Origin of the sequence: Pontibacter anaerobius, assembly GCF_026241195.1 — a bacterium.
GTDB classification, from domain to species: domain Bacteria; phylum Bacteroidota; class Bacteroidia; order Cytophagales; family Hymenobacteraceae; genus Pontibacter; species Pontibacter anaerobius.
Genome location: NZ_JAPFQO010000003.1, coordinates 61,794 through 85,032 on the forward strand (window position 1 = coordinate 61,794; position 23,239 = coordinate 85,032).

Consider the following 23,239-nt stretch of genomic DNA (forward strand, 5'->3'; position numbering starts at 1 on the left):
TGCAGGATGGGGAAGGATGGACAGGATTACTTTGGATGATTTAAGATTTAGGAGGATAACTTATGTTTGTTGTTAAATACTTTCTTGTATTGGAGGCTAAGGGCACCGAAATTAATGAGGAGACCGACAGGAAAGTTATAGGCTACAGTATAGTTTTTAGCTTGTGCTAAGTGAATATCCTCTAGGTTCACTATAGCTTTTAGCTCCACCACAATGCTATTCTCAACTATAAAATCAGCTCTTCTGCTTCCTACCTCTGCCCCATCATAGTAGATAACCTGCTCCTTTTCCCTTTCAAAGCTAAGTGCAGCTTTTGCAAGTTCAATAGCCAAGCACCGTTGGTAAATCACTTCCTGAAATCCGCTTCCAAGCGTATTATGTACTTTCATAGCACATCCAATAATTCTATATGTTATCTCTTCCAGTTGGATCATGTACTTCTAAATTCTAAAATCCTTAAAGTTTACTCATGCTGAGCAAATCCTGTCCATCCTTCTCCATCCTGCAAATCCTGATTTAGATGTCCTTCTTAAACACCGCCGCATAATGGTCTGCCAATCTGGTGGGTTCGGGCAGTTTATACTTGGTGGCGCAGTTCAAGGCGATTTCTGTGGCTGATTCCAGGTCCATGAGGTGGCCGGGGGAGACAAAGACGGGTATTACGTTGTCTTTGGTGCGAAGCACGTTGGCGATGATCTCGCCTTTATACTCCAGCGGTGAGAAGGAGCCTTTGGTAGGAGCCGGCTCTTTATATTTGCCCACGAGCACTTTTTTAGCCACACCGATGGTGGGTTTCTCCAGGTGCAGACCCAGGTGCGTGGCAATACCCAGGCGGCGCGGGTGCGAGATACCGTGGCCGTCCACCATGATCAGGTCGGGCTTTTGCTGTAATTTCTTGTAAGCTTCTATGAGGTTGGGCGCCTCGCGGAAGGCCAGGAAGCCGGGGATATAAGGCAGTTCCACAGGGCCATGGTGCCATACTTTCTCCACCACCTCCAGTTCGGGATAAGTCAGAAGTATAAACGCGGAAAGGATAGTATCCTCACCTATAAAAGAAGAATCGCAGCCAGCGATCAGTTTCAGGTCGAAGTCAGGTTTTTGTATGATGATGCGCTGCTGCATCACCTTTTGTTGCTCCGTAAGTCGGGCAAGTATAGCCGGGTCGGGTGCCGGGTGATCAAAGCGTCGGTAGTAGGCCATAGTGGTGTTAGAGGGTTAGCGAATTTAGGAGTTAGAGAATCATTAGAGGAAAAGAATGGTTGAACCTTCCATTCGTGATTGATGCATACGTTTTATCCCACTAGTACGGCAATAGCTGCAAAAGCTTTCTAAAATATCCACCTAAACTCTCTGACCCTCTAACTACTAAGCGCTGCAGGGCACGCGGAGATCGGCGAAGAGGAGAAGCCAGCGGCCGTTGCGGTAACCGAAATGGAAGCGATAGGCGGTGCCGGTGTGCAGCACCGTTGCCTGTACCTGCCTTTGCAGTTCCTGCACCTGCGCTTCCTGTTGCTTTGTTAGCTCGGCATACTGCCATATATCGGTGTTCTGAAAATCAGAAGTGATGAAAGTATAAAAGCAGCCGTCTTCAGCAAAGCCTGTGGCCCCTCCGTCCATGTCGGCACAGTCGAACGCCGGGAACTCCTCTCGCTGCTGCAGGGCGCATTGTTTTACCTGCTGGTTTATACTTGTAAAAGGCAGCTGCTGGTACTCCCGTTTCACCTCCTGTACACTTGTAAAATGGCTGTAGGCAGGCATAGCCCCCGGCTGTTCAATTAACCAAAACCCCTGCGCAGCATCCACAAAGGTGTTCAGCGCTGCCGTGTCTGCGGCCTGTAGGGCACTGAAGAAACGGTTAAAGGCACCCGGAAACGCCGCTGTGTCGGGAGCAGCAGGTGTAGCTGTGCCCTGTGGTTCCTCCTCCTGCAACTCTTTTACCGAGTCAATCCGCTCGTTGCCCAATGTGCTGTTACGCCCATCGGGGCCACAGGAAGTAAGTATAAGCAGCAGGCTAAGTACAGATAAAGTATAACGCATGGTACAAATGGTTGCTTCATGCACAGATACGATAGTAGGCGGCTTTGGAGTTATACTTCTGAACTTTGAAAATAGGGGATCGTACTGCTAAGTATACAGTTGGTCAGGTTTTTACATAACTATACCCCGCAGGCTATGGCAAACTATACTTTCAATGACAGTGTCCGGATTGAGCTGAAGGACGCTACACTTATCGGCGATCTGATCATACCGGAGAACGCCGCAGGGCTCATCGTATTCTCGCACGGGAGCGGCAGTAGCCGCCTCAGCACCCGGAACCGCTTTGTGGCGGAGCAACTGCAACGGGCCGGCTTTGCCACCCTGCTTTTCGACCTGCTAACAGAGGAGGAGGACCAGGAATACAGTAACCGCTTCGATATTCCAAAAATCACCCGCCGCCTGATTGACACTACCTACTGGATACAAAAAGACCCGCGTACACAGAACTTCAACATCGGTTTATTTGGCGCCAGCACCGGGGCCGCCTCCGCCATCGGGGCCGCTGCCGCCGAGGGTCCGGATATAATAAAGGCGGTGGTAAGCCGCGGTGGCCGACCTGATCTGGCGCATGCCGTAATACCCGACCTGCAGGTGCCTACACTGCTGATTGTAGGTGGCAAGGATACCGAAGTACTGGACCTGAACAAACAGGCGCAGGACCTGATGCAGTGTATTAAAGACCTGGAGATAGTGCCGGATGCCACGCACTTGTTTGAGGAGCCGGGAGCCTTGGAGATGGTGGCCCAACTGGCTGCTGACTGGTTCCGCAAGTATGTGAAGCCAGACAAACAGCAGCCCTTGCACCAAAACAGGCCATAGGATAATTGTGGCTGAGCGAATGGATGAATTCAGGTATGCCTCCAGTAGCTTTTAAAGTATGGAGCCTGGGTTCCTGCTTTAGAAAGTAAGGCATACCCATTCAAGAAAGTATAGGCCGGAGATGCCCTTGAATCCATTTCCGAACGTACTTCATTTATTCGCACATTCACTTAAGCACTCATTCAAAATAGATTTGCCATGGACATGATCCGAAACAGGGCTGAGGCTGCTGAACTGCTGGCTGAGCGACTGCAAAAGTATAAAGGCGAGCAGGGCGTGGTGCTGGCCATACCCCGTGGCGGCGTGCCGGTGGCGGCCCCTATCGCCAAAAAGCTGGGCATGCCTTTGGAGGTAACGGTCTCCAAAAAGATCGGCCACCCCCTGAACCCGGAGTTCGCCATCGGGGCCGTAAGTATGGACAGCGTGAGCTACGACAAGCGCGCCGATGTGCCGGAGAACTACATCGAGGCCGAGGTGCAGCGCATCCGTCAGGGCATGCAGCAGAAGTATAAACGCTTCATGGGCAACCGCCAGCACATCCCTTTCAAAGACCGTGTGGTGATCATTGTAGACGATGGCATTGCTACTGGTAAAACCCTGGAGGCCACCGTAAACCTGGTAAAGAAGGAGCACCCGCGCAAAATTGTGGTAGCTGTACCCGTTGCGCCACCCGAGGCCGCCGATCGTTTTTCAGGCATGGTAGATGATTTCGTGTGCCTGCTCACGCCACCCTTCTTCCAGGCGGTGGGGCAATTTTATGAAGAGTTTACACAGACCTCAGATGAGGAAGTGATACAGTTGCTGCAGGACCAGGACAAAGTATAACTACTGCTCCACCACAAACTCCGTCTGGTATACTTCGTTGCCGGCGGCTACGCGCACCAGGTATAGGCCAGCCCCATGCAATTGCTCCGTAAAGATGCGTGTCCGGAAAGCACCATTGATGCCCTGCACGTTTTCCATGCTATGCACCAGCTTTCCCTCCGAAGTATAAATATGCACATGAGCCTCATCCGTGGACGTGTGGTGCTGCAGGTGCAGTGTAATGTTTTGGCCTCTGCTGCTGGTCGGGAAAACCTGTAGCACTTGCTCCCGCTCCTGTACCTGTACCTGGGCTACCTTTGAGAAACTGCTCGTGCCATCCGTATCCACCTGCTTTAGCCTGTAGTACAGCGTGCCGGACATGGCAGCAGAGTCGGTGAAAGTATAGTTTTGTGCCACCACAGTAGTGCCAGAGCCTTTTACCTGGCCGATTGGTTGGAAATCCTTTCCGCTCTGGGAGCGCTGCACCTCAAAGTAGGCGTTGTTTGTCTCCGAGGCTGTTTGCCACTCCAGCAGTACCTGGCCCTGTGTGTTAGTGCGCGCACCGAAGGCAGTTAGTTCTACGGGGAGCGGCGTGATAACCTCCGACATGATGGCATCGAACCAGCGCTGGGCCATTTTCTCCTCGCCGCTGGTGTTCGGGTGTATGCCGTCCCAGGTGTCAACCCCGGGCGTCGGATCAAAGTCTGAGAACTGGTCTACCACTATAACCGGCGATTGCAGCGTGTTGAGCCGTTCGGCCAGGGGCGGGATCTGGGCGTTGAACTCGTTCAGCCGGTTAATCGTGTTCGGCCCTACATTATTATAGTTCATCGGGATCAGTTGGGCCAGGAGTACTGTAACATCCGGGTTCGTTTTCCTGATTTCCCGTACTATTTCCTCCAGTTCTTCTATCGTTTCTGCTACCGGCTGCTCCTGCATCACATCGTTTGAGCCCAGGTGCAGCAGCACAAGGTCCGGGGAGTAGCCACGCAGCCACTCCTTTAAACGCCCTGCCTGCCGCTGGTCATCTCTGCCGTTCAGTATTTCGTCGGCGCGCCAGCCCCAGTGCCCCTCGTTTCGGTTCGTGAAAGTCTGCCCCTTGTATACTTCTCCTTTCACAGATGGTGGCCCGTCTCTGTTGACATCATGCGAGCCCACCAGTTCCACCTCCACTTCGGCATCAACAAGTTTTTTCCATAGCCTGTACTTATAACCCGGATACTCCTGATTGCCCTGCGTAATAGAGTTACCCAAAGTCATGACTTTTAGCTGAGCAGCGGCCGGTAAAGTAGAAACAACAAAAAGAAAAAGGAGTAGGAAGCGTAGTATCCGTAGGTAAAGCAAAGTATAAATTGTACTCATAATTGTGGGTAAGAGGTAAGTGTTAACTAAGCTATCTCAGACGGAGGCAGGTGTTGGCTGTTGCGCCTACAGTTAAAAAATACAGTGAAAGTGCTGTTTGTGGGGGCGAGTGTCGTAAAATCAGGTGTGAGCGATTATAAACACTGGCCGTGCCTGCACAAAAATTAATTGTAGCCGATATATTCTGGAGGATGAAAGTATAACTTTTCTGTTGCTTGCAGGTAGTAGTTAGGCGATACTAATGATCAACTATGTACTGGGGCGGATGCTGTACCTGCACAAGCATAGTTGGTAAGGCAGGAAAGCTGCTATAGGCTTAGCCTATATCAAAAAGACTCTTATATTTGCTATTAGAACTTATCTATACTTCCCTTTTGCCGGAGGTATGACTATTTAAAACTAAGATGAAAATGACGACAAAAGCATCAAGAATTATCTATACGATTACAGATGAGGCACCTGCTTTGGCAACACGTTCTTTCCTGCCAATTGTACAGGCTTTCACAAAGGCTGCCGATATCGAAGTAGAGACAAGAGACATCTCGCTGGCGGGGCGTATCATTGCCGCTTTCCCGGAGAACCTGACCGAGGATCAGAAGCAGTCTGATGACCTGGCTTACCTGGGTGAGCTTGCTAAAACACCGGAGGCGAACATCATCAAGCTTCCTAACATTAGTGCCTCTATCCCGCAGCTGAACGCGGCTATCAAGGAGTTGCAGTCGCAGGGCTACAATATTCCGAACTATCCTTCTGAGCCTAAAACGGAGGAGGAGAAAGACGTTAAAGCACGTTACGCTAAGATCCTGGGTAGCGCGGTAAACCCTGTGTTGCGCGAGGGTAACTCGGACCGCCGTGTGGCGGAAGCCGTGAAGCAGTATGCGAAGAGCCACCCGCACTCGATGGGTAAATGGTCATCAGACTCTAAAACACGCGTTGCCCACATGACGGAAGGCGACTTCTATGGCAGCGAAAAATCTTTTGTGGCTGATAAGGCTACTGAGGTGCGCATTGAGTTTGTGGATGCCAACGGCAACACGAAAGTGTTAAAGGAGAAGATCGCTTTGAAAGATGGTGAAGTGATGGACTCTTCTGTGATGCACGTGGATGCCCTGAACGCTTTCTTTGAGAAGGCAATCGCGGAGGCGAAGGAAGATAACATCCTGCTGTCGCTGCACCTGAAGGCTACTATGATGAAGGTGTCTGACCCTATCATGTTCGGCCATGCGGTGAAGGTGTTCTTCAAGGATACTTTTGCGAAGCATGCTGCTACGTTTAAAGAGCTTGGCGTTGACCCTAATAACGGTTTAGGCGACGTTTATAACAAGATACAAAACCTGCCAGCTGACAAACGTGCTGAGATAGAGGCTGACCTGAAAGCGGAGATGGAGAAGCGTCCTGAGCTGGCAATGGTAAACTCTGATAAAGGCATTACCAACCTACACGTGCCAAGCGACGTGATCATCGATGCGTCTATGCCGGCTGCTATCCGTACATCTGGCCAGATGTGGGGACCAGATGGCAAACCGAAAGATACGGTAGCTATCATCCCGGATCGTTCTTACGCTGGTATCTACCAGGAGGTGATCAAGTTCAACAAAGAGAACGGCGCTTTCGACCCGACTACCATGGGTACTGTGCCGAATATCGGTTTGATGGCGCAGAAGGCTGAGGAGTATGGCTCGCACGACAAAACGTTTGAAATGGCTGAGGCCGGAACGGTGCGCGTGGAAGATGCCAACGGCAACACGCTGATGGAGCAGAAGGTTGAGAAAGGCGATATCTTCAGAGCTTGCCAGACGAAGGACGTAGCTATCCAGGACTGGGTGAAGCTGGCCGTTACAAGAGCGCGTATCACCAACACGCCTGCTATTTTCTGGCTTGACCCTCAGCGTGCGCATGATGCTAACCTGATCAAGAAAGTAGAGAAGTATTTGCAAGACCACGATACCAACGGTTTAGAGATCAAGATTATGTCGCCTGTAGAGGCGATGCGTTATACTTGCGAGCGTGCCAAAGCTGGTAAAGACACTATCTCGGTAACCGGTAACGTGCTGCGCGACTACCTGACGGACCTGTTCCCGATCCTTGAGCTTGGCACAAGTGCTAAAATGCTTTCTATCGTTCCGTTGCTGGATGGCGGTGGCCTGTTTGAGACAGGTGCCGGTGGTTCTGCACCGAAACACGTGGAGCAGTTTGTAGAAGAGAACTACCTGCGTTGGGATTCATTGGGTGAGTTCCTAGCATTGGCTGTTTCTCTGGAAGACCTGGCTTATAAAACCAAGAACGAGAAGGCTGAGGTGTTGGCAGAGGCCCTGAACAAGGCAAACGCGGAGTTCCTGGAGAAAGACAAGTCTCCGGCGCGTAAAGTTGGCGGCATCGACAACCGTGGCAGCCACTTCTACCTGGCCATGTACTGGGCACAAGCACTTGCCGAGCAGAACAAAAACCAGGAGCTGAAAGAGAAATTCTCTAGCCTAGCCAAAGAACTGACCGACAACGAGCAGAAGATCGTAGACGAACAAATTGCTGCTCAAGGCAAGCCAGTTGAGATCGGCGGTTACTACCATCCAGACGAAGAGAAAACCAGCAAGGCCATGCGCCCAAGTGAAACGCTAAACGCTGCACTGAATAACTTCTAAGCTGAAGTATAAAGTATAAAAATGAAAGGCTGCCTGATCAGGCAGCCTTTCATTTTTATATAGTGGAAAATAACTTATTGCACTTGCAAGCAAGTCTTAATATTCCATTGTCTGCCCTGTTTGTCCTTAATAATGATCTGTGCAGTTTCCATAAAGTCTTCGCCTTTTTCCTCTACAGTATCGATAGGGTAACCAATAAAATGATTTGTGAAATATAATAGTTTATAATGATTCTCTCTTATTTTGCGCACCATTATAATTAGACCTGGTATTTTTTCTTTTCTCTTTGACAAACCTCCTTCTTTGAAGGTAAGCTCATCAATTAGTTTAGATTCCAAAGTACGATTTAGGTTTGTATCAGCGCTTGAAAGAAATAACTCCATACGACCTGTAGACAATTCGTTTGTTTTAGGGTGTAGGATGCTGATGCTATCAATACAAGTTATTTTGTTATCTGATTCTATAGTATCTTTAGCGGTTCCACTAATTTCTCCATTCTCTTTAGTCCTACAACACGATAAAGAGAATAATAAAACAATCAGTTGAGGAAGGGATTGAAAAAGTCTCATGCGGCTAATGCTAGTGAAGTAATATAGTAATTATCTTCTTATGCCTCAAGGTTAGTGTGAGCGCCTCACATGCCGCAAGTTTAGCGCGAGCGCAACTTGTGGCTTTCCATGAGGCCAGTTTGTAACTGGCGTAAACCACAAACTATACTTTCGGCAGTTGCAAACTGCCGCCAAGTAATACCACCAGTTCCCGCTTCGCTCAAACTGGCGGTATGTTCGTATAGTATGCCATGAGCCGGAACTATAAGATCAGCGATCAAAGTAAACTGCACTTCATCTCATTTTCGACCGTAAACTGGATAGATGTTTTTACCAGACCTGCCTACAAAGACATTGTTGTTGAAAGCCTGAATTACTGCGTTAAAAACAAAGGACTTAAAGTATATGCCTGGTGCATTATGTCGAATCATGTGCATTTGATCATCGGCTCTGAGACAGAAAACCAATCTGGCATTATCCGGGACTTGAAAAAGCATACTTCCAAAACTATAATTAAAGCCATCTCTGATAACCTGCAGGAAAGCCGCAAAGAATGGATGCTTTGGATGTTTGAGCGGGCAGGCAAGCTCAATAGCAATAATGAAACTTGCCAGTTCTGGCAGCAGCACAATCAGCCTATCGAACTCAATTCAAACTTCCTGATGGATCAGAAGTTAAATTATATTCACAATAACCCTGTTGAAGCTGGTTTTGTGTACGAGGCGCAGGATTATCCTTACAGTAGTGCCATAGACTATGCAGGAGGAAAGGGAATGGCGGAAATCATGCTTCTCAGCTAACCATACCGCCAGTTTGAGCGAAGCGGTAACTGGTGGTAGAAAGTAGGGCCAGTTTGCAACTGCCGAAAGTATAGTTTGTGGTTTATGCCAGTTACAAACTGGCCTCATGGAAAGCCACAAGTTGCGCTCACGCTAAACTTGCGGCATGAACAGGGCAACCTGCAACCTTTCCCGCAAAAGCCGGTTACAAATCAGAACTAAACATGCAGCTATGGAAATAAACGATACATCCGGTTCGCAACAGGCAACGATAGTGCTGGCGGGTGCCACCGGTGATTTAGGCGGGCGCATTGCGCGGTCTTTGCTGGATAAAGGTGCCACAGTCAGGGTATTGGTGCGTAGCCAAAGCGACAACGAGAAGGTAAACGCCCTGCGAGAGGCTGGGGCTACTGTTGTAGAGGTGGACTTCCATAACGCTGCTGAACTCACGAGAGCCTGCGAAGGAGCTTCCTGCGTGGTCTCGGCTTTGTCGGGCTTGCATTATGTGATGGTTGGCATTCAGTACCTCTTGTTACAAGCTGCTGTGGCGGCTGGTGTGCCCCGTTTTATCCCTTCCGACTTTGCGATTGACTTCACCAAGCTACCTTATGGCATTAACCGCAACCTGGACTTCCGGAAGCACTTTAAGGACCGACTAGACAATGCGCCTATCGCTGCCACTTCCATACTTAACGGCATGTTCTCGGACTTGCTTACCGGGCAGGCGCCCATTGTGCTCTTCCCAATAAAACGGGTTATGTACTACGGCAACCCTAACCAGCTCATGGATTTCACGACTATCCAGAACACAGCCGATTATACTGCCGCCGCAGCTCTTGACCCCTCCACGCCGCGCTACCTGCGCATTGCCGGGGATGTGCTAGATGCCCAAGGGCTATGTGCGGCAGCCAGCAAAGCCACCGGAGAAGGGTTTAAACTGCTGCGGGTTAGTGGATTAGGACTGCTGAATACTATCATCAAGATCACAAAAACCCTTACCCCTGCGAGCAACGAAGTCTTTCCCGCCTGGCAGGGGATGCAGTACATGCGCGACATGTTCAGCGGGTTGTCAAAGCTGGATCCGCTGGATAATAATCGCTATCCCGAGATAAAGTGGACGAGTGTTGCTGAGGTACTGAAGAATCGCTAGAATTTATATTTACACATCCAATCTTACGCTTGCTCCTTCAAGCTCTCCCGCTGGCGCGAGCTTGTAGCTCGTGCCTAACTTCCAAAACTATACTATATCCTATTTAGCTGAAGTATGAGCTACAAGCTCGCACTAGCAAAGGCCGATAAAGCAAAAGGGGCAGCCTAACTTGGCTGCCCCTTTTGCTATCGTAGAGACGCAATATTTTGCGTCTAAAATCTATACTTAGTATCCAAACAAGGTCTTCAGGTCCAGCTGCTTCACTTTGCCATACTTCTCCAGTTCCTTAAAGTTCAGCTTGTCTTTAGAGCCGATCACAAGTATAACCTGCGGCTGGCCTTTCACATACTTCTGCTGGAACTCCTTCATCTGGTCGAAGGTCATAGAGTTGGCGCTTTGGTACACATCCTGACGAATGTCGTAGTTCAGGCCAAGCTTTTTGGCTCGCTCATAGTCGAACAGGATGCCGGCCTTGGCGATGCGCTCCGTAGAGATGCTGTTGCGAAGGGCGGCCTGCGCGTTCTGGAAGTTGGCATCTGCCAAGGGCATATCCGTAAGCAAATTCTGCATGCCAGCCATCGCCTCCGCCAGTTTATCAGACTGCGCCCCAATGTACGAGATTAGGTAGTTGGCGCGGTCCTTTTTAGAAGCAGGGCTATAGAACGAATACGTAGAGTAGGCAAGCGCCTTCGACTCGCGCAGATCCTGGAACACAATGCCGCCCATGTACTCGTTGTACAAGCGCACCACCGGGATAATGTCCTTGCTGTAAGGCACCGACTTGCTCAGGAACAGCATCTCGGCCTGCACCATGTCATAATCTGCCCAGTACACGGTTGGCTGCGTAAAGTCGATCTCCTTGTATACTTTCTCGGCAGGCACCGGCTTCAGCGTGGCCGGCACGTTGTGGCCGGTATTCAGGGCGGCGGTCAGGTTATCCGTTTCACGTGGACCGTAGTAAAGCACGCGGTGCTGGTAGGTTGGTATACTTTTGATGATGCTCACGAGCTCCTGCGGCTTGGTAGCCTTCAGCTCTTTCTCGCTCAGTACGGTGTTGAACGGGTTCTTCGGGCCATACTTGGCGTAGTTCACCATGGCCTGCTGCAGAATAACGCCTTTGTTTTTCTTGGCATCGGCACGGGCTTTCAGGATGCCGTCCACCATGTCTTTCAGTGCCTGTTGGTCCGGCTTAGGGTTTGCCAGTACGCTCTCGAACAACTGCAATCCCTGCTCAAAGTTTTCATCCAAACCTGACAGGCTCACATACACCTGATCACCGCTGGTAAATACATCGAACGAGGTGCCCAGCTTGTAGAACTCCTTCTGCAGCTCCTCGGCCGTATACTTGTCGGTGCCCAGGTACTTCAGGTAGTTCACGGCCATGCCCAGTTTTGGGTCGTTGTTGGTGCCCATGTCCAGGATGTAGTATAGCTGGAAAAGCCCGTTCTCTTTGTTCTTGGTGTACAGCAGCGGGATGTTCTGCTTGAGCGAGGTTTCGGTAATATCCTTTTTATAGTCGATGAACACCGGCTGCAGCGGCTCCACCTCCTTGGCCATAAACGCCTTGTAGTACTCCGACTGCGCATCGCGGTTAACGGCCACCGGCGTAATGGCCGGTTTCTCTACTTTCTGGGCGTTCGGGTCTTTGCCGGTGCGCTTGTACACCAGCACATAGTTGTTGTTGAAGTATTTGTTGGCCACATTCATCACGTCTTGCTTGGTAATGCTGGCAAACTCGGCTGGGCGGCTCACGAACTGCTCCCACGGCATGCCATAGATAAAGGCGGTTACAAAGGCATCGGCGCGGTTACCGTTGTCCTCGTAAGCTTTCATGGTGTTGATCTTGTCGTTGTTCACCACCGCCTCGATCAGTGACTCATCAAAGTTGCCTTTCTTGATCATGTCCAGCTGCTGCAGCAACAGGTCGCGCACCTGGTCCAGCGACTGGCCCTCTCGCGGCATGCCCGTCATCCGGAAAGTGCCGTAATCTTTCATCGGGGTATCGTAGGCGTATGCTTGAAGCACTTTCTGCTGCTGGTTCAGGTTCAGGTCTACTAGGCCGGCCTGCCCGTTGTACAGCAAGTTGCTAATCATCTGGATAACCAGGGCGTCTTTGGTGTTGATGCCCGGCGTGCGGTAAGCAATAGATACGTTCTCGGCATCCGGGCCAAGCACTTCCTTCACGATCGGCTGCTGGATGGGCTGCTCCTGCGCCACGTTAAACGCAGGCTCTGGCTGCTGCGCCATACTTCCCCAGTACTTGTCAATCAAACGGATAGTCTGATCGAAATCAAGGTCGCCGCTCATGGCAATGGACATGTTATTCGGGATATAGTACTTGTTGTAATACTTCTTGATCTCGGTGATGGATGGGTTTTTCAGGTGCTCGATGGTACCGATAGTGGTCTGCGTACCGTACTGGTGCGTCGGGAAAAGGGCGGTGTTGATGACCTCGGCCACTTTGCGTCCGTCGCTGTCCAGGGTGCGGTTCTTCTCTTCGTACACCGCCTCCAGCTCTGTGTGGAAAATACGCGGCACCATGTCGCCGAAGCGGTCAGCCTCCAGTTCTATCCAGCGCTCCAACTGGTTGCTCGGGAGGTCGTTGGTGTACACCGTCTGGTCTACCCAGGTATAGGCGTTGGTTCCTTTAGCCCCAATGGCGCCCAGGATCTTGTCGTACTCGTTGGCAACGGCATAGGTAGCGGCCACACCCGAAACAGAGTCAATCTGGTGGTAGATTTTCTTACGGGCAGCCTCATCGGTAGTGGCTCTATACTTTTCGTAAAGGGCTTCCACTTTGTCCAGCTCTGCTTTTTCTTTCTCCCAGTTCTGAGTACCCAACTCCGTGGTGCCTTTAAACACCATGTGCTCCAGGTAATGGGCAAGGCCGGTGGCATCGGCAGGGTCGTTTTTGGAGCCGGCACGCACCGCAATGTAGGTCTGGATGCGCGGGGCCTCCTCGTAATCCGACAAGTATACTTTCAGGCCATTGTCCAAAGTATAAATGCGGGCGTTAAGCGGGTCGTTGGGCACCGTCTCATACTTGTACTCCTTTACCGCAGGGCTTGCCGTAGCTGCTGTGTCGGTGGTTGACTGCGTTTGATAGGTCTCGTTTTTACATTGCGTGAATGTAAGGCCCAGCGCAAGCAATAACACAGAGTAACCTCTTTTTGTAACCATAGTTTTGATGTTGATCTTTTTATAAAGATAGCATGAAAAGTTTTGAATACCGTGTGTTTCTTTTTTGCTTCTCTATACTTTTATTGCCGCTGCTTTCTTTAGCTGGAACCAAGCTATCCTTGCTAGTTGCTGCTGACGGAGCTTCCGCTAAATTCCCCTCCTCTGAGGGGCGAGGGGTGGGTTAACACTTTTGCTGATGACATCCATTCCCAACTATGATATTAAGGGCTCCCCTCTTTAGACTACCGAGAACGCGAGTTTGAAGGTAGCGCTGAGGGGCAGGGGTGGTTGGGTGCCCAAACAAAACCCCTCCTGTTATTAGGAGGGGCTAGGGGATTTCTTAAAAATCTGCGTCCAGTCCGAAGCGCTGCTTCAGGTCAATAATTACAGGGTATTTCTCAGCGAGGTAGTTAAACTTATCCGCTGAAGTATAAAGCTTGCGACCCTCGTCCTGCGCCTCCACCACCTCAGCTAGCAGTTTTATACTTCTGTTACCTGTTTCTTTCTTCAGCTCGCGTAGTATGTCCGGACGGATAGCCGTGAACTGGTCCATCATCACGTGGTTCTCCAGGTGAAGTATAACTTCATTGTCAGCGCTGATGTGGTACTGGCGGTTCAGGAGCGTAAACTCCATCATGTTCTCGGCCTTCTTCCGGCGAAGTATGGCATGCCACACTGTTTTCAGCCGGGCCTCATCCACAGGCACCACGGCACCATAATTGGTGTCCTCCTCTTCCTCGGCTACGGCCACATCCGCTACGGCAGTCTGTTGGTTCTGCAGGTCTTTCAGGCTTGGCAGCTTACCTAGCTTTTTAGGCGGAGGTAGTTGCAGACCGGCGCGCGGCTTATCCGGGGCTGATGCTGGCGCAGGAGGCGCCGTGGCCTGGGGCGGCGAAATATGTGCGTCTGGTGTTACCTGCTGCGGCTTTGGTGGCTGCTGCAGCCCCTCCGATGGCACCTGGTTTGGCGCATGCGGCTGCTGCATACGCTCCGACGGTACACTTCCTGGTGTGGGCTGCTGCATCTGCTGCGACGGTACCGTGCCTGAAGTATGGGAAGGCTGCATGCCTGCAGAAGGTGCGGCACCTGTTGTACCGGTAGAGGCTGGTGCCGGAGCCGCTACCTTAGCTTTTTTTGATACTTCCCCTTCCTGGGCAAAACTCAGGGCTGCGTTCAGGTGCGCCATCTTCATCAGGCACAGCTCCACGTGCAGGCGCTGGTTCTTGCTGCTCTTGTAGTTGGTATCGCAGGTGCTAACCAGGTTCAGGCCCGATAGCAGAAAACTTACACTAGACTTCTGCGACTGCTCTGCATACTTCGCCTTGATGTTATCCGACACCTCTAGCAACTGGATGGTCTGCGGGTCTTTGCACACCAGCAGGCTGCGGTAATGCTCGCCAATGCCAATCAGGAAGTTATGGGCATCGAACCCGTTCTTCAGGATCTCGTCAAAAAGCAGCAGCGAGCCCGACAGGTTCTGCTCCAGCAAATGGTCCGTCAGGCGGAAGTAGTAATCGTAATCAAGTATGTGCAGGTTCTCTACAGTAGCCTTATAAGTAACGTTGCTGCCCGAGAAAGTAACCATCTGGTCGAAAATGGAAAGCGCATCGCGCAGGGCGCCGTCGGCTTTCTGCGAGATCAGGTGCAGGGCATCGGGCTCGGCCTGTATACTTTCTTTCGTGGCGATGTTACCCAGGTGGAGCACCATGTCCTCGATCCGTATTCTGTTAAAATCGAAAATCTGGCAGCGCGAAAGTATGGTCGGGATGATCTTGTGGCGCTCCGTGGTGGCAAGTATGAATATCGCGTATGAAGGCGGCTCCTCCAGCGTCTTCAGGAATGCATTGAAGGCCTGGGTCGAGAGCATGTGCACCTCGTCAATAATGTAGATTTTATACTTGCCGGTTTGCGGGGCATAGCGCACTTGCTCCACCAGGTTCCGGATATCATCTACCGAGTTGTTGGAGGCGGCATCGAGCTCGTGTATGTTAAAAGAGCTGTTGCTGTTAAAGCTTTTGCACGATTCACACTCATTACAGGCCTCTGTCTCCGGTGTTATGTTCTGGCAGTTAATGGTTTTGGCCAGGATACGGGCACAGGTGGTTTTACCCACACCGCGTGGTCCGCAGAAAAGAAAAGCCTGCGCCAAATGCTTGCTGCTGATGGCGTTTTTAAGGGTATTCGTTATATGGTGCTGCCCCACCACGCTGTCGAACGTGGTCGGACGGTATTTACGCGCTGATACTACAAAGTTTTCCATTACTACAAAGATAATCAATCCGAAGCTGAGATGGGAGAGCTTTTTACCAAGTAGTTATCCAGACAGTTATCCACCGCTTAGCTATACTTCCGCCATCATAACTATAACAGACTCCAGGCAAAATTTAATGCCATACTTTCATAAAGTATATATTTTAAGCTGGAATTACTATATTTCGTGTTGAAATGATGAAATTGATGCTAAGGATGACTGACTGGGCAGCATGACCAACGTCTCTTAAGCACTGCAATTCGTCTTGATAAGCTCTTTATACCTTCTTCCATCCATGAAAACAACAAAATCCTTTGTAGCTGTCTCGGCTTTGCTGCTTGCCGTACTGGCACTCCCGGCACTGGGGCAGAGTTCTTACCAGGGCTTGCCCTTGCTAAAGGCAAACTCCAGCAAAGTAAACGTGCGGGTGGGGGATATTTTTGTGCAGGGCTTCTGGACGATAAAGCCGGAGTACAACCCGAACGCGTTGCACATACAGGTAACAGGCCAGCAGGAGCGCCTCGTGTTTTACACGGATGTTGATTCGGCCGTTTATACCATACAGCCCTCGCAAGCCAGGCAGTTTTACGTGCTGCTGAACAGCCGCCACTATGTGCTGACGGAAGTAAAAGGGTTTACGTTTGATGGCAGCCCCAAGCCACAGCAGCAAGACCGGTTCCTGAACATACACAAGCCCAAAAGTAAAACCTTCGGCACTTTATGGGAGAAGCACCAGGTAGGCGAGGTAGTGAACGACATCAACGAATACGCCGACAAGGTATCCGGAGGCCTTAACTGGTTTAAGCAGAAAGTGTTTAACTAAGGCCAGAAAGTTATATCGTGTAAAGCGTAGCCACAACCACAATAAACCCACTCATCAACATCAGGAAAGTATAAGCAAACGCTAACAGGAAGAACTTATAAACAGTACGCCAGCGCGTGCTCTTGTAGATATTGCGCATAGACCGGTAAATGTACCACAGTATCACTACAACGCCCAGAAACTGTATCCAATCTCCGAAGAATGGCAGCAGCCAGTTTAACACTATAAGTATAGAGCCAAACAGGAAAAGAAACGAGTGCACGTGTATGGAGTAGATCAGGTGCTCGGCATACTGCTTCCTGGACCTGACGTGAACCAGCTTCAGGATAAGGGCGAACAAAGGCAGCAGGATGAACATCATTTTAGGCAGATGGCTGACCAGTTTATTAATGAAAAGCTGCCCGCTCAGGTCATCATCCATCACTTTCTGCATTCTATCTTTCAGCGACAGTGGTAGTGCACTCTCATCAAGAAAAGAAATGGTGGTTCCTTTTTTTTCAGCGGAATCTGCTTTTGCTGCAGTCGGGTTAGTATAAACAACAGCATCGTTGCGGTTGCTGGCGCTATCCTTAATTATCTGCGCATTGTCCAGGATGGTGTAAGTATAAGCACCTGCTTTTTCAGAAACCGTGTTGCCTACAACGGTCTTTACCTTTTCGGCTTCATCTTTGGTTATGGTGCTTCCCTGTGCCGCATTCTCCTCCATAATATCCTTCTTGTTGCTGTTGGAGTTAGCCGTGAAAAGGAAAAAGAAAAGGATGCTGATAAAGATATACATGCTGATCGGGTTGAGGTGCGAGGCGCGCTTGCCTGCAAAGTACTCCTTCGTGAGGTAACCCGGCTTTGTGAAAAGTGGCACAATGCTGTTAAAGAACTTCGACTCGAAATGGAAGTAGTGGCTTACGCTATGGAGTACCAGGTGCAGGAAATTATCATGCAGCTCCAGGTTCTCCTGCCCGCAGCTCGGGCAGAATTTATCGGTAACGGTTGTGCCACAGTTAAGGCAGTTGTTTTCAGAGCGGTAGTGTTTTTTCATATCAATCCTTCTTGTCCCTTACAGCACACAAGCGCATGCCTTGGCCACAGCAAGGGGGAAATTATATATTAAAGCGCTAAAATATATAAAATGTTGTACTATTTACTGGGTTGGTTCGGTTTTTATTGAGAGCAGGCAGTATATCCAAACAAAGAGGTCGACACTTGGTACACTTTCTTCTTGCTACCTCTTTGTTGCCTTTAAAACCCACAGAGTAGGAGAGGGTTCAGCAGCTCGGCCCATCATATCTATCAAAGTATAAAGGGTTGCTGTAACAACAAGCGTACAAGTATAATCCTGGTCCCGGGTTGCTTTCATGTTAGAGAAACAGACCCTATGCCATATTGGCTCATGTTTCACCCTAGTTGCTGTGGCATTACTACTTCAAGCAGCAGTATGAAGGCGTTGAGATCCATGGCGCAATTACCAATATCTCGATTAAAGATTGTGAGGTTGTGAACATAGGCAATCGTTTTCAGGAAGATATTGAGAGCAAGGTTAACAGCAGACAGCCTGTGCTTGCTGCTGCCGCAGCGTTTGCAGCAGCAGCAGCAGCAAGCCATCTTGGTGTATCTGCTAAAGAGCCTTTGAATATTTTAGAGGCAACAAACAACAGAAACAGGGAAGTTCTGCTCTTCAGGGGAGGTGTATCACTAGAGAATACACTAGCCTATGGGAGACGGAAAACTCAGGCTTGCCTGGGAGGTGTCCATCTATGAACTGGATGCACAAAACTGGTGGAACATACTGGTAGATGCCATTACCGGGGAGCTTCTGGAGAAGGATAACATGAAGGTGCATTGCCAGTTTGAAAATAACGGTGCCGGAGGTAAATTCCTGCACGACACACACAGCCATACTACCTCAGCACCGCTGAAGGAGCACCTCTGGATCTGACACCTTATGCGCCAGAGGTTGGTCCGGTTAACAATGGCAAAACCCTTGGCCTTTAGGAGGTGTACCCTATGCCGATTGAGAGCCCGAATCATGGCCATTGAAAGCCTGTAAACCGCAAAAGAAAGCGAACACACTGTACTTAAAGTGTATGATATAACTGGTCGTGTGGTAGAGGCATTATTTGAAGGAAACGCTGAGAAAGGACTTACTTACACCAAAACCTTTAAAGCAGCCGGAAAAGATAGCGGGATATATATTTACAGAATCGTTAACGGCAGTACCACGCATTCCGGTACCATGATGTTAATAAAGAAAACATCCTTTCTTAAAAAGTAAAAGCCCGGCTGCCGTTATGGTTGCAGCCGGGCTTTTACTTTTTAAATAGTTTATACTGTCGAGGGCAGGTTAATCAAAAGTACAATTTGTATGTCCTCCTGAGCTGATTTCCTATAGGTGGATAGGTGGTTCCCCTGCTGATCAGCGTACAGCCTCATATCCACCCACAACACCTTTCTTAGACAGAACCAGCTGCCACAGCTGGTTATTGCGTGCCCGAAACGAGCCGGCGCTGGAGAGCAGATAGTATTTCCACATGCGGTAAAAGCGCTCGCCGTACTCGCCCTGCAGTTGCTCCCAGTTCGAGTCGAAATTACCGAACCAAGCCATTAAGGTATTATCATAGTATGGCCCGAAGTTGTGCCAGTCCTCCACCATAAAGATGTGCTCCATGGCTGCACCCAGTTGTTTAATGGAAGGGATGAGACAGTTCGGGAAGATATACGTGTCGGTAAACGGATCGGCGGAGACCTTGGAGTAATTCACGCCGATGGTGTGCAGCAGAAACAGGCCTTCATCTTTAAGGCAGCGCGCGGCGGTTTGCATAAACGTTCTGTGGTTGCGGTAGCCTACGTGCTCCACCATCCCCACCGACACCACATGGTCGAACGCCTCATTCACGTCGCGGTAGTCCTGCAGTCTGATCTCCACAGGCAGGCCTTTGCACAACTCCTGCGCCAGCGCCGCCTGCTCTTTCGATACAGTTACGCCCACCACTTCAACCCCATACTTTTCAGCGGCAAACCTGGCAAAACTGCCCCAGCCACAGCCTATATCCAGTATGCGCTGGTCCGGTTGCAGCCGCAGTTTCCGGCAAATCAGGTCGAGCTTGTTTTCCTGCGCCCGATCCAGGTTATTAGCATCTTTCCAATATGCGCAGCTGTAGACCATGCGCTTGTCGAGCATCAGCTGGTACAGTTTATTGCCGATGTCGTAGTGGCGCTGGGCGTTGCGGGCGGCTTTTCCTTTCCTTTGCAGGTTCAGCAGTTTTGCCAGCAGCAGTTGCAGTACGGACCGCCAGCCTAGTTTCGCCTGCTTGTATAGGTCTGCCCGCAGCACCTTAAAAACAAACTGGTCTATACTTTCGCAGTCCCACCAACCATCCATGTATGACTCGCCCAGGCCCAGGGTGCCCTCGGTAAGTATGCGCTTGTAAAACCGCTCGTCGTGCACCTGCAGGTCCCACGGGTCAGGGCCATTAATTTTTACATCCGCTGTGGCCAAAATACTGGCCACCTGTTGCTGTAGGTTCGGGGTTGCCATTGCGGTGGAATTGTAAGGATAAGTTGCTGGATTATATATGTTTATACTTGTATAGGTGTGAACGGATGTGCAGAATAATGGTTAAGGGTGCTATGAGCCAAGCTTATCCTGCGGCCACAGTTTTGGGTTCATCTAACGGGTAGAAGCTTAGTTTTGGGTAATCCCGCGCTCGATGGGCTTGTGCAGGTCTGGAAGTTGGAAGGAGGAAGCATATAGTAAAGCGGAGGGCTGCAGGGGTGGATCTTTCTTCAGGCTGTTTACTAACTTCATCTGCCAAAGTGTGGCTTAATCAGAAGTATAATTTAAAGGCAGTGCCCACACCTTCTTTGCTCTCTACCTGTATACTTCCCTTGTGCAGCAGCATGATGTGCTTGGCCAGGCTCAGCCCGATGCCGGAGCCGTCCTTGTGCGAGGTGAAGAAAGGGATGAAAATACTCTCCAGCAGCTCCTCCGGAATGCCGGTGCCGTTGTCCTGCACCTCGATAACTGTTTTGCCGTTTTCCTGGCCAGCTGTAAGTGTAACCTGTGGGTTGGGGCGGCCCAGCACAGCGCGTTTGGCATTCAATATCAGGTTGATGATCACCTGCTCCAGCAGGTTCACGTCACCGTAAAGGGTGAGGTTAGATGGCGTTACGTGGCAGGTCAGTTCCACGCCCTGCTCCTCTAGCTGCGGACGCATCAGGCCGTTTATACTTTTAAACAGTTCCTGCACATACACCGTGGTCAGCATCAGCTCCTGTTGCTTGTTCAGGTTACGGTAGAAGTGGGCGAAGCGCAACAGCCCCTCACTTCGCTTTTTGATGATGGAGATGCCCTCCTCGGTATCCTGCAGCAACTCCGGGTCAATGGCTGTTTCAGGCTCCTGTTCATACTTCTGGCGCTCCAGGTGCAGGTGGCGGCCCAGCGTGTCGGCCAGCGAGGCGATGGGAGCCACTGAGTTCATGATCTCGTGTGTCATCACGCGCAGCAGTTTTTGCCAGGCCTCGGTTTCGGTGGCATCCACGGTGGCGCTCACGTTTTTAAGGGCGATGAGGAGCAGGTGGCGCTGTTGCATGGTAAAAGCCGTGGCCGACAGCAGCAACTGCGAAGTGCCATCCTGCAGTTTTAGCTTCAGGAGGCGGCTCTCGCCGGCTTTTATACTTTGCAGGGCCTCGTGCAGCAGCGGGTAGCGCGGTTCCAGGCTGTCTATACTTTTGAGGTAAGGCAGGTGCAGTATACTTTTAAAAGCCTCGTTCACCCACTCCACCTCGCCGGTTTCCTCATCCACGGCCATAATGCCTGTGTCGATCATCTGTAGGATCGTCTGCATGTACTGAAACTGCGCCTCCTTCTCGATGTGCAGCTGTTTATAGGTATCGTTGATGAGGTTGAAAGCCGTGTGCAGCTGCCTCAGGGAGCTGTTAGTAGTGTGCTCGTTAAACCGCTGGGAGAAATCGCGTTGCTTCACGGCCTCCAGGAAGCGGGCAAGCTCATTGTTGCTGCGGGTAACATACAGGGCCAGTTCCAAAACCTGTGCCAGCATCACCAAAATGCCGGAGCCCACCTGCAGCCAGGTGAAGCGCGTGAGGTAATGCACCGTGAGGTACATCATCCCCAGCAAAAGTATAAACCGGACCAGCAGCCCGAACTCAAGGCGTCTAAATATCATGCTTGTTCAGTCGGCGGTAGAGGGCGGTGCGGGTAAGGCCCAGCTCTTTGGCAGTTCTGGAGATGTTGCCTTTGTTCTTTTCCAACACTCTGATAATCGTTTCGCGCTCAATTTCGCTGAGCGGCACGGGTGTATCAGGTACATAGGAGGCCGCTGGGGCAGCAGAAGCCACCTCCATGGCCGAGAAGCTGAAGTCCTGGGGCTGCAGCACATTGCCCTCGGCAAGTATGATGGCGCGCTCCACGGCATGCTGCAGCTCGCGCACATTGCCCGGCCAGCTGTGCTGCTTCAGCTTCTGCAGCGTTTCCGGTGCAAAGTCAGGAGTGGCTTTATGGTTTTTCTGAGCGTAGATGGAGGCAAAGTGCCTAGCCAGCAACTCCACGTCGCCATGGCGCTGGCGCAGGGGCGGTAGCGTTATCTCCACGGTGTTGATGCGGTAGATGAGGTCTTTGCGGAACTGGCTGCGGGCGGCCAGCTCGTAAATGGGTTCGTTGGTAGCTGAGACCAGGCGGATGTCCACGGGGATGGGCGTGTTGGAGCCCAGCGGCGTTACCTGTCTGTTCTGCAGTACCGTCAGCAGCTTGGCCTGCATGGCCGGCGAGATGTTTCCAATCTCATCCAGGAACAAGGTGCCGCCGCTGGCTGCCTCAAAGCGGCCGGGGCGGTCTTCGCGGGCATCGGTGAAAGCACCCTTCTTATAGCCGAACAGCTCGCTCTCGAACAGAGAGTCCGTCAGGGCGCCCATGTCCACACTCACAAAGGGTTTGCCTGCCCGGAACGATTTCTCGTGGAGCGCCCTTGCCACCAGTTCTTTGCCGGTGCCGTTCTCGCCAAGTATAAGTACGTTCGCCTCGGTGGGCGCAATCTTCTCAATCTTATACAGTACCTCTTTTATCGCCTCGCTCTCGCCAAGTATGGTGGTGTGGGGGTTCTTTTTAGCGGATGTTGTGGCGGTGCTGCCTTTCGTTTTCTGCTGCCTTTTCTCCAGTGTCTGGTGCAGCGTCTCCAGCAGTTTCTCGTTGCGCCAGGGCTTCACAATAAAGTCAGCCGCACCCTCTTTCAGCGATTTCACGGCCAGCTCCACATCGCCGTAGGCCGTGATAAGTATAACCGAGGCATCCTTGTCCTTTTCCAGAATCTGCCGCAGCCAGAAAAGCCCCTCGTTGCCGGTGTTCAGGGCGCTTTTAAAGTTCATGTCCAGAAAAATAACATCGAATTTCTGCCGCTCCAGCAGGCCGGGCAGCAGGTCGGGGTTCTTCTCCGTTACAACTTCTTTTACCTCGGTTTTGAGCAGCATCTTCAGGGCGAACAGCACGTCCGTCTCATCGTCTACTATCAGCACGCGGGCATTCTTTACACTGGACATAGGTGAGCTAATTCTGGTTACAAAGTCGAATATAACTATTCTATATGATAAAAATAAAAATAGAGAAACAGGTATGTTTAGGGCAAGTATAGGCTGTGTTTATACTTGTACCGGAAGCGTGCAGGTGTAACGTGCGCAGGTGTATCGAAAGCGTACACTTATACTTTGCGTTGGCTTGTTATTTTATTGATAAACAGGTTTTTATGATTTTGGCATTTTAATTTCTTGTTGGCTTGGTGTACAGACGAAAAAATATTCGAAAAAAATTACCAGAGCCATACTTCCACCATCATCCACTAAA

General features: G+C 50.7%; 20 protein-coding genes and 1 pseudogene. 9 read left to right on the forward strand and 12 right to left on the reverse strand.

The window, feature by feature from the left end; translation table 11 throughout:
• Positions 1-47: 47 nt before the first annotated feature.
• The 3 genes from OO017_RS05895 to OO017_RS05905 all read right to left on the reverse strand — a co-directional run bounded on the left by OO017_RS05895 (position 48) and on the right by OO017_RS05905 (position 2,037).
• Entirely contained in the window at positions 48-434 is a 387-nt protein-coding gene (locus tag OO017_RS05895; RefSeq protein WP_266051536.1) for a GxxExxY protein, read from the reverse strand.
• A gap of 82 nt (positions 435-516) precedes the next feature.
• Complete coding sequence (nfi, locus tag OO017_RS05900) at positions 517-1,200, reverse strand: deoxyribonuclease V (protein WP_266051538.1); 684 nt, start codon at positions 1,198-1,200, stop codon at positions 517-519.
• 165 nt (positions 1,201-1,365) lie between these two features.
• Positions 1,366-2,037 (reverse strand): hypothetical protein, encoded by a 672-nt coding sequence (locus tag OO017_RS05905; protein ID WP_266051539.1) that lies wholly within the window; start codon positions 2,035-2,037, stop codon positions 1,366-1,368.
• Between the two features lie 135 nt (positions 2,038-2,172).
• Here OO017_RS05905 and OO017_RS05910 point away from each other — a divergent pair, with 135 nt between their 5' ends.
• Together OO017_RS05910 and OO017_RS05915 are read left to right on the forward strand one after the other, a co-directional pair.
• On the forward strand, positions 2,173-2,856 hold the full coding sequence (locus OO017_RS05910; protein WP_266051540.1) for a dienelactone hydrolase family protein: 684 nt from the start codon (positions 2,173-2,175) through the stop codon (positions 2,854-2,856).
• A gap of 198 nt (positions 2,857-3,054) precedes the next feature.
• Positions 3,055-3,681 (forward strand): phosphoribosyltransferase, encoded by a 627-nt coding sequence (locus tag OO017_RS05915; protein WP_266051541.1) that lies wholly within the window; start codon positions 3,055-3,057, stop codon positions 3,679-3,681.
• On the opposite strand, the gene OO017_RS05920 is transcribed toward OO017_RS05915, so the two are convergent.
• On the reverse strand, positions 3,682-4,920 hold the full coding sequence (locus OO017_RS05920; protein ID WP_266051542.1) for a GDSL-type esterase/lipase family protein: 1,239 nt from the start codon (positions 4,918-4,920) through the stop codon (positions 3,682-3,684).
• A 512-nt stretch (positions 4,921-5,432) separates the two neighbouring features.
• Between OO017_RS05920 and OO017_RS05925 the strand changes: the two genes are divergently transcribed.
• Positions 5,433-7,661, forward strand: a complete 2,229-nt coding sequence (locus OO017_RS05925) for an NADP-dependent isocitrate dehydrogenase (protein ID WP_266051841.1) — start codon at positions 5,433-5,435, stop codon at positions 7,659-7,661.
• Positions 7,662-7,735: 74 nt separating this feature from the next.
• On the opposite strand, the gene OO017_RS05930 is transcribed toward OO017_RS05925, so the two are convergent.
• Positions 7,736-8,230: a hypothetical protein gene (locus OO017_RS05930; RefSeq protein ID WP_266051543.1), complete on the reverse strand. Its 495-nt coding sequence runs from the start codon at positions 8,228-8,230 to the stop codon at positions 7,736-7,738.
• Between the two features lie 230 nt (positions 8,231-8,460).
• Between OO017_RS05930 and OO017_RS05935 the strand changes: the two genes are divergently transcribed.
• Both OO017_RS05935 and OO017_RS05940 read left to right on the forward strand, forming a co-directional pair.
• The gene (locus OO017_RS05935) at positions 8,461-9,009 is read left to right on the forward strand and encodes an REP-associated tyrosine transposase (protein ID WP_266051544.1); all 549 of its coding nucleotides are present in this window, start codon (positions 8,461-8,463) and stop codon (positions 9,007-9,009) included.
• A gap of 211 nt (positions 9,010-9,220) precedes the next feature.
• Positions 9,221-10,138 (forward strand): NmrA family NAD(P)-binding protein, encoded by a 918-nt coding sequence (locus OO017_RS05940; protein WP_266051545.1) that lies wholly within the window; start codon positions 9,221-9,223, stop codon positions 10,136-10,138.
• A 225-nt stretch (positions 10,139-10,363) separates the two neighbouring features.
• Here the strand turns inward: OO017_RS05940 and OO017_RS05945 are convergent, their stop codons facing one another.
• Together OO017_RS05945 and OO017_RS05950 are read right to left on the reverse strand one after the other, a co-directional pair.
• Positions 10,364-13,318: a M16 family metallopeptidase gene (locus OO017_RS05945; protein WP_266051546.1), complete on the reverse strand. Its 2,955-nt coding sequence runs from the start codon at positions 13,316-13,318 to the stop codon at positions 10,364-10,366.
• A 340-nt stretch (positions 13,319-13,658) separates the two neighbouring features.
• On the reverse strand, positions 13,659-15,578 hold the full coding sequence (locus OO017_RS05950; RefSeq protein WP_266051547.1) for a DNA polymerase III subunit gamma/tau: 1,920 nt from the start codon (positions 15,576-15,578) through the stop codon (positions 13,659-13,661).
• Positions 15,579-15,864: 286 nt separating this feature from the next.
• Here OO017_RS05950 and OO017_RS05955 point away from each other — a divergent pair, with 286 nt between their 5' ends.
• Positions 15,865-16,392, forward strand: coding sequence for a hypothetical protein (locus OO017_RS05955; protein WP_266051548.1), 528 nt, complete (start codon positions 15,865-15,867; stop codon positions 16,390-16,392).
• Between the two features lie 10 nt (positions 16,393-16,402).
• Here the strand turns inward: OO017_RS05955 and OO017_RS05960 are convergent, their stop codons facing one another.
• Complete coding sequence (locus tag OO017_RS05960; RefSeq protein WP_266051549.1) at positions 16,403-17,428, reverse strand: DUF3667 domain-containing protein; 1,026 nt, start codon at positions 17,426-17,428, stop codon at positions 16,403-16,405.
• A 365-nt stretch (positions 17,429-17,793) separates the two neighbouring features.
• On the opposite strand from OO017_RS05960, the gene OO017_RS05965 reads away from it, so the two are divergent.
• From OO017_RS05965 to OO017_RS19965, 3 genes and pseudogenes are all read left to right on the forward strand, one after another.
• Positions 17,794-18,147, forward strand: a complete 354-nt coding sequence (locus OO017_RS05965; RefSeq protein WP_266051550.1) for a hypothetical protein — start codon at positions 17,794-17,796, stop codon at positions 18,145-18,147.
• Entirely contained in the window at positions 18,101-18,325 is a 225-nt protein-coding gene (locus OO017_RS05970) for a hypothetical protein (RefSeq protein ID WP_266051551.1), read from the forward strand. Before OO017_RS05965 ends, OO017_RS05970 begins: the two co-directional genes overlap by 47 nt.
• 132 nt (positions 18,326-18,457) lie before the next feature.
• Positions 18,458-18,661, forward strand: a pseudogene (locus OO017_RS19965) (T9SS type A sorting domain-containing protein); the annotation flags it as partial.
• A 141-nt stretch (positions 18,662-18,802) separates the two neighbouring features.
• Here OO017_RS19965 and cfa read toward each other — a convergent pair.
• The 4 genes from cfa to OO017_RS05990 form a co-directional block, all read right to left on the reverse strand.
• The gene (gene cfa, locus OO017_RS05975) at positions 18,803-19,924 is read right to left on the reverse strand and encodes a cyclopropane fatty acyl phospholipid synthase (RefSeq protein ID WP_266051552.1); all 1,122 of its coding nucleotides are present in this window, start codon (positions 19,922-19,924) and stop codon (positions 18,803-18,805) included.
• A gap of 147 nt (positions 19,925-20,071) precedes the next feature.
• Positions 20,072-20,194 (reverse strand): hypothetical protein, encoded by a 123-nt coding sequence (locus tag OO017_RS05980; RefSeq protein WP_266051553.1) that lies wholly within the window; start codon positions 20,192-20,194, stop codon positions 20,072-20,074.
• 19 nt (positions 20,195-20,213) lie between these two features.
• Entirely contained in the window at positions 20,214-21,572 is a 1,359-nt protein-coding gene (locus tag OO017_RS05985) for a sensor histidine kinase (RefSeq protein ID WP_266051554.1), read from the reverse strand.
• Positions 21,562-22,938: a sigma-54-dependent transcriptional regulator gene (locus OO017_RS05990; RefSeq protein ID WP_266051555.1), complete on the reverse strand. Its 1,377-nt coding sequence runs from the start codon at positions 22,936-22,938 to the stop codon at positions 21,562-21,564. The genes OO017_RS05985 and OO017_RS05990 overlap by 11 nt, the downstream gene beginning before the upstream one ends.
• Positions 22,939-23,239: the final 301 nt, after the last annotated feature.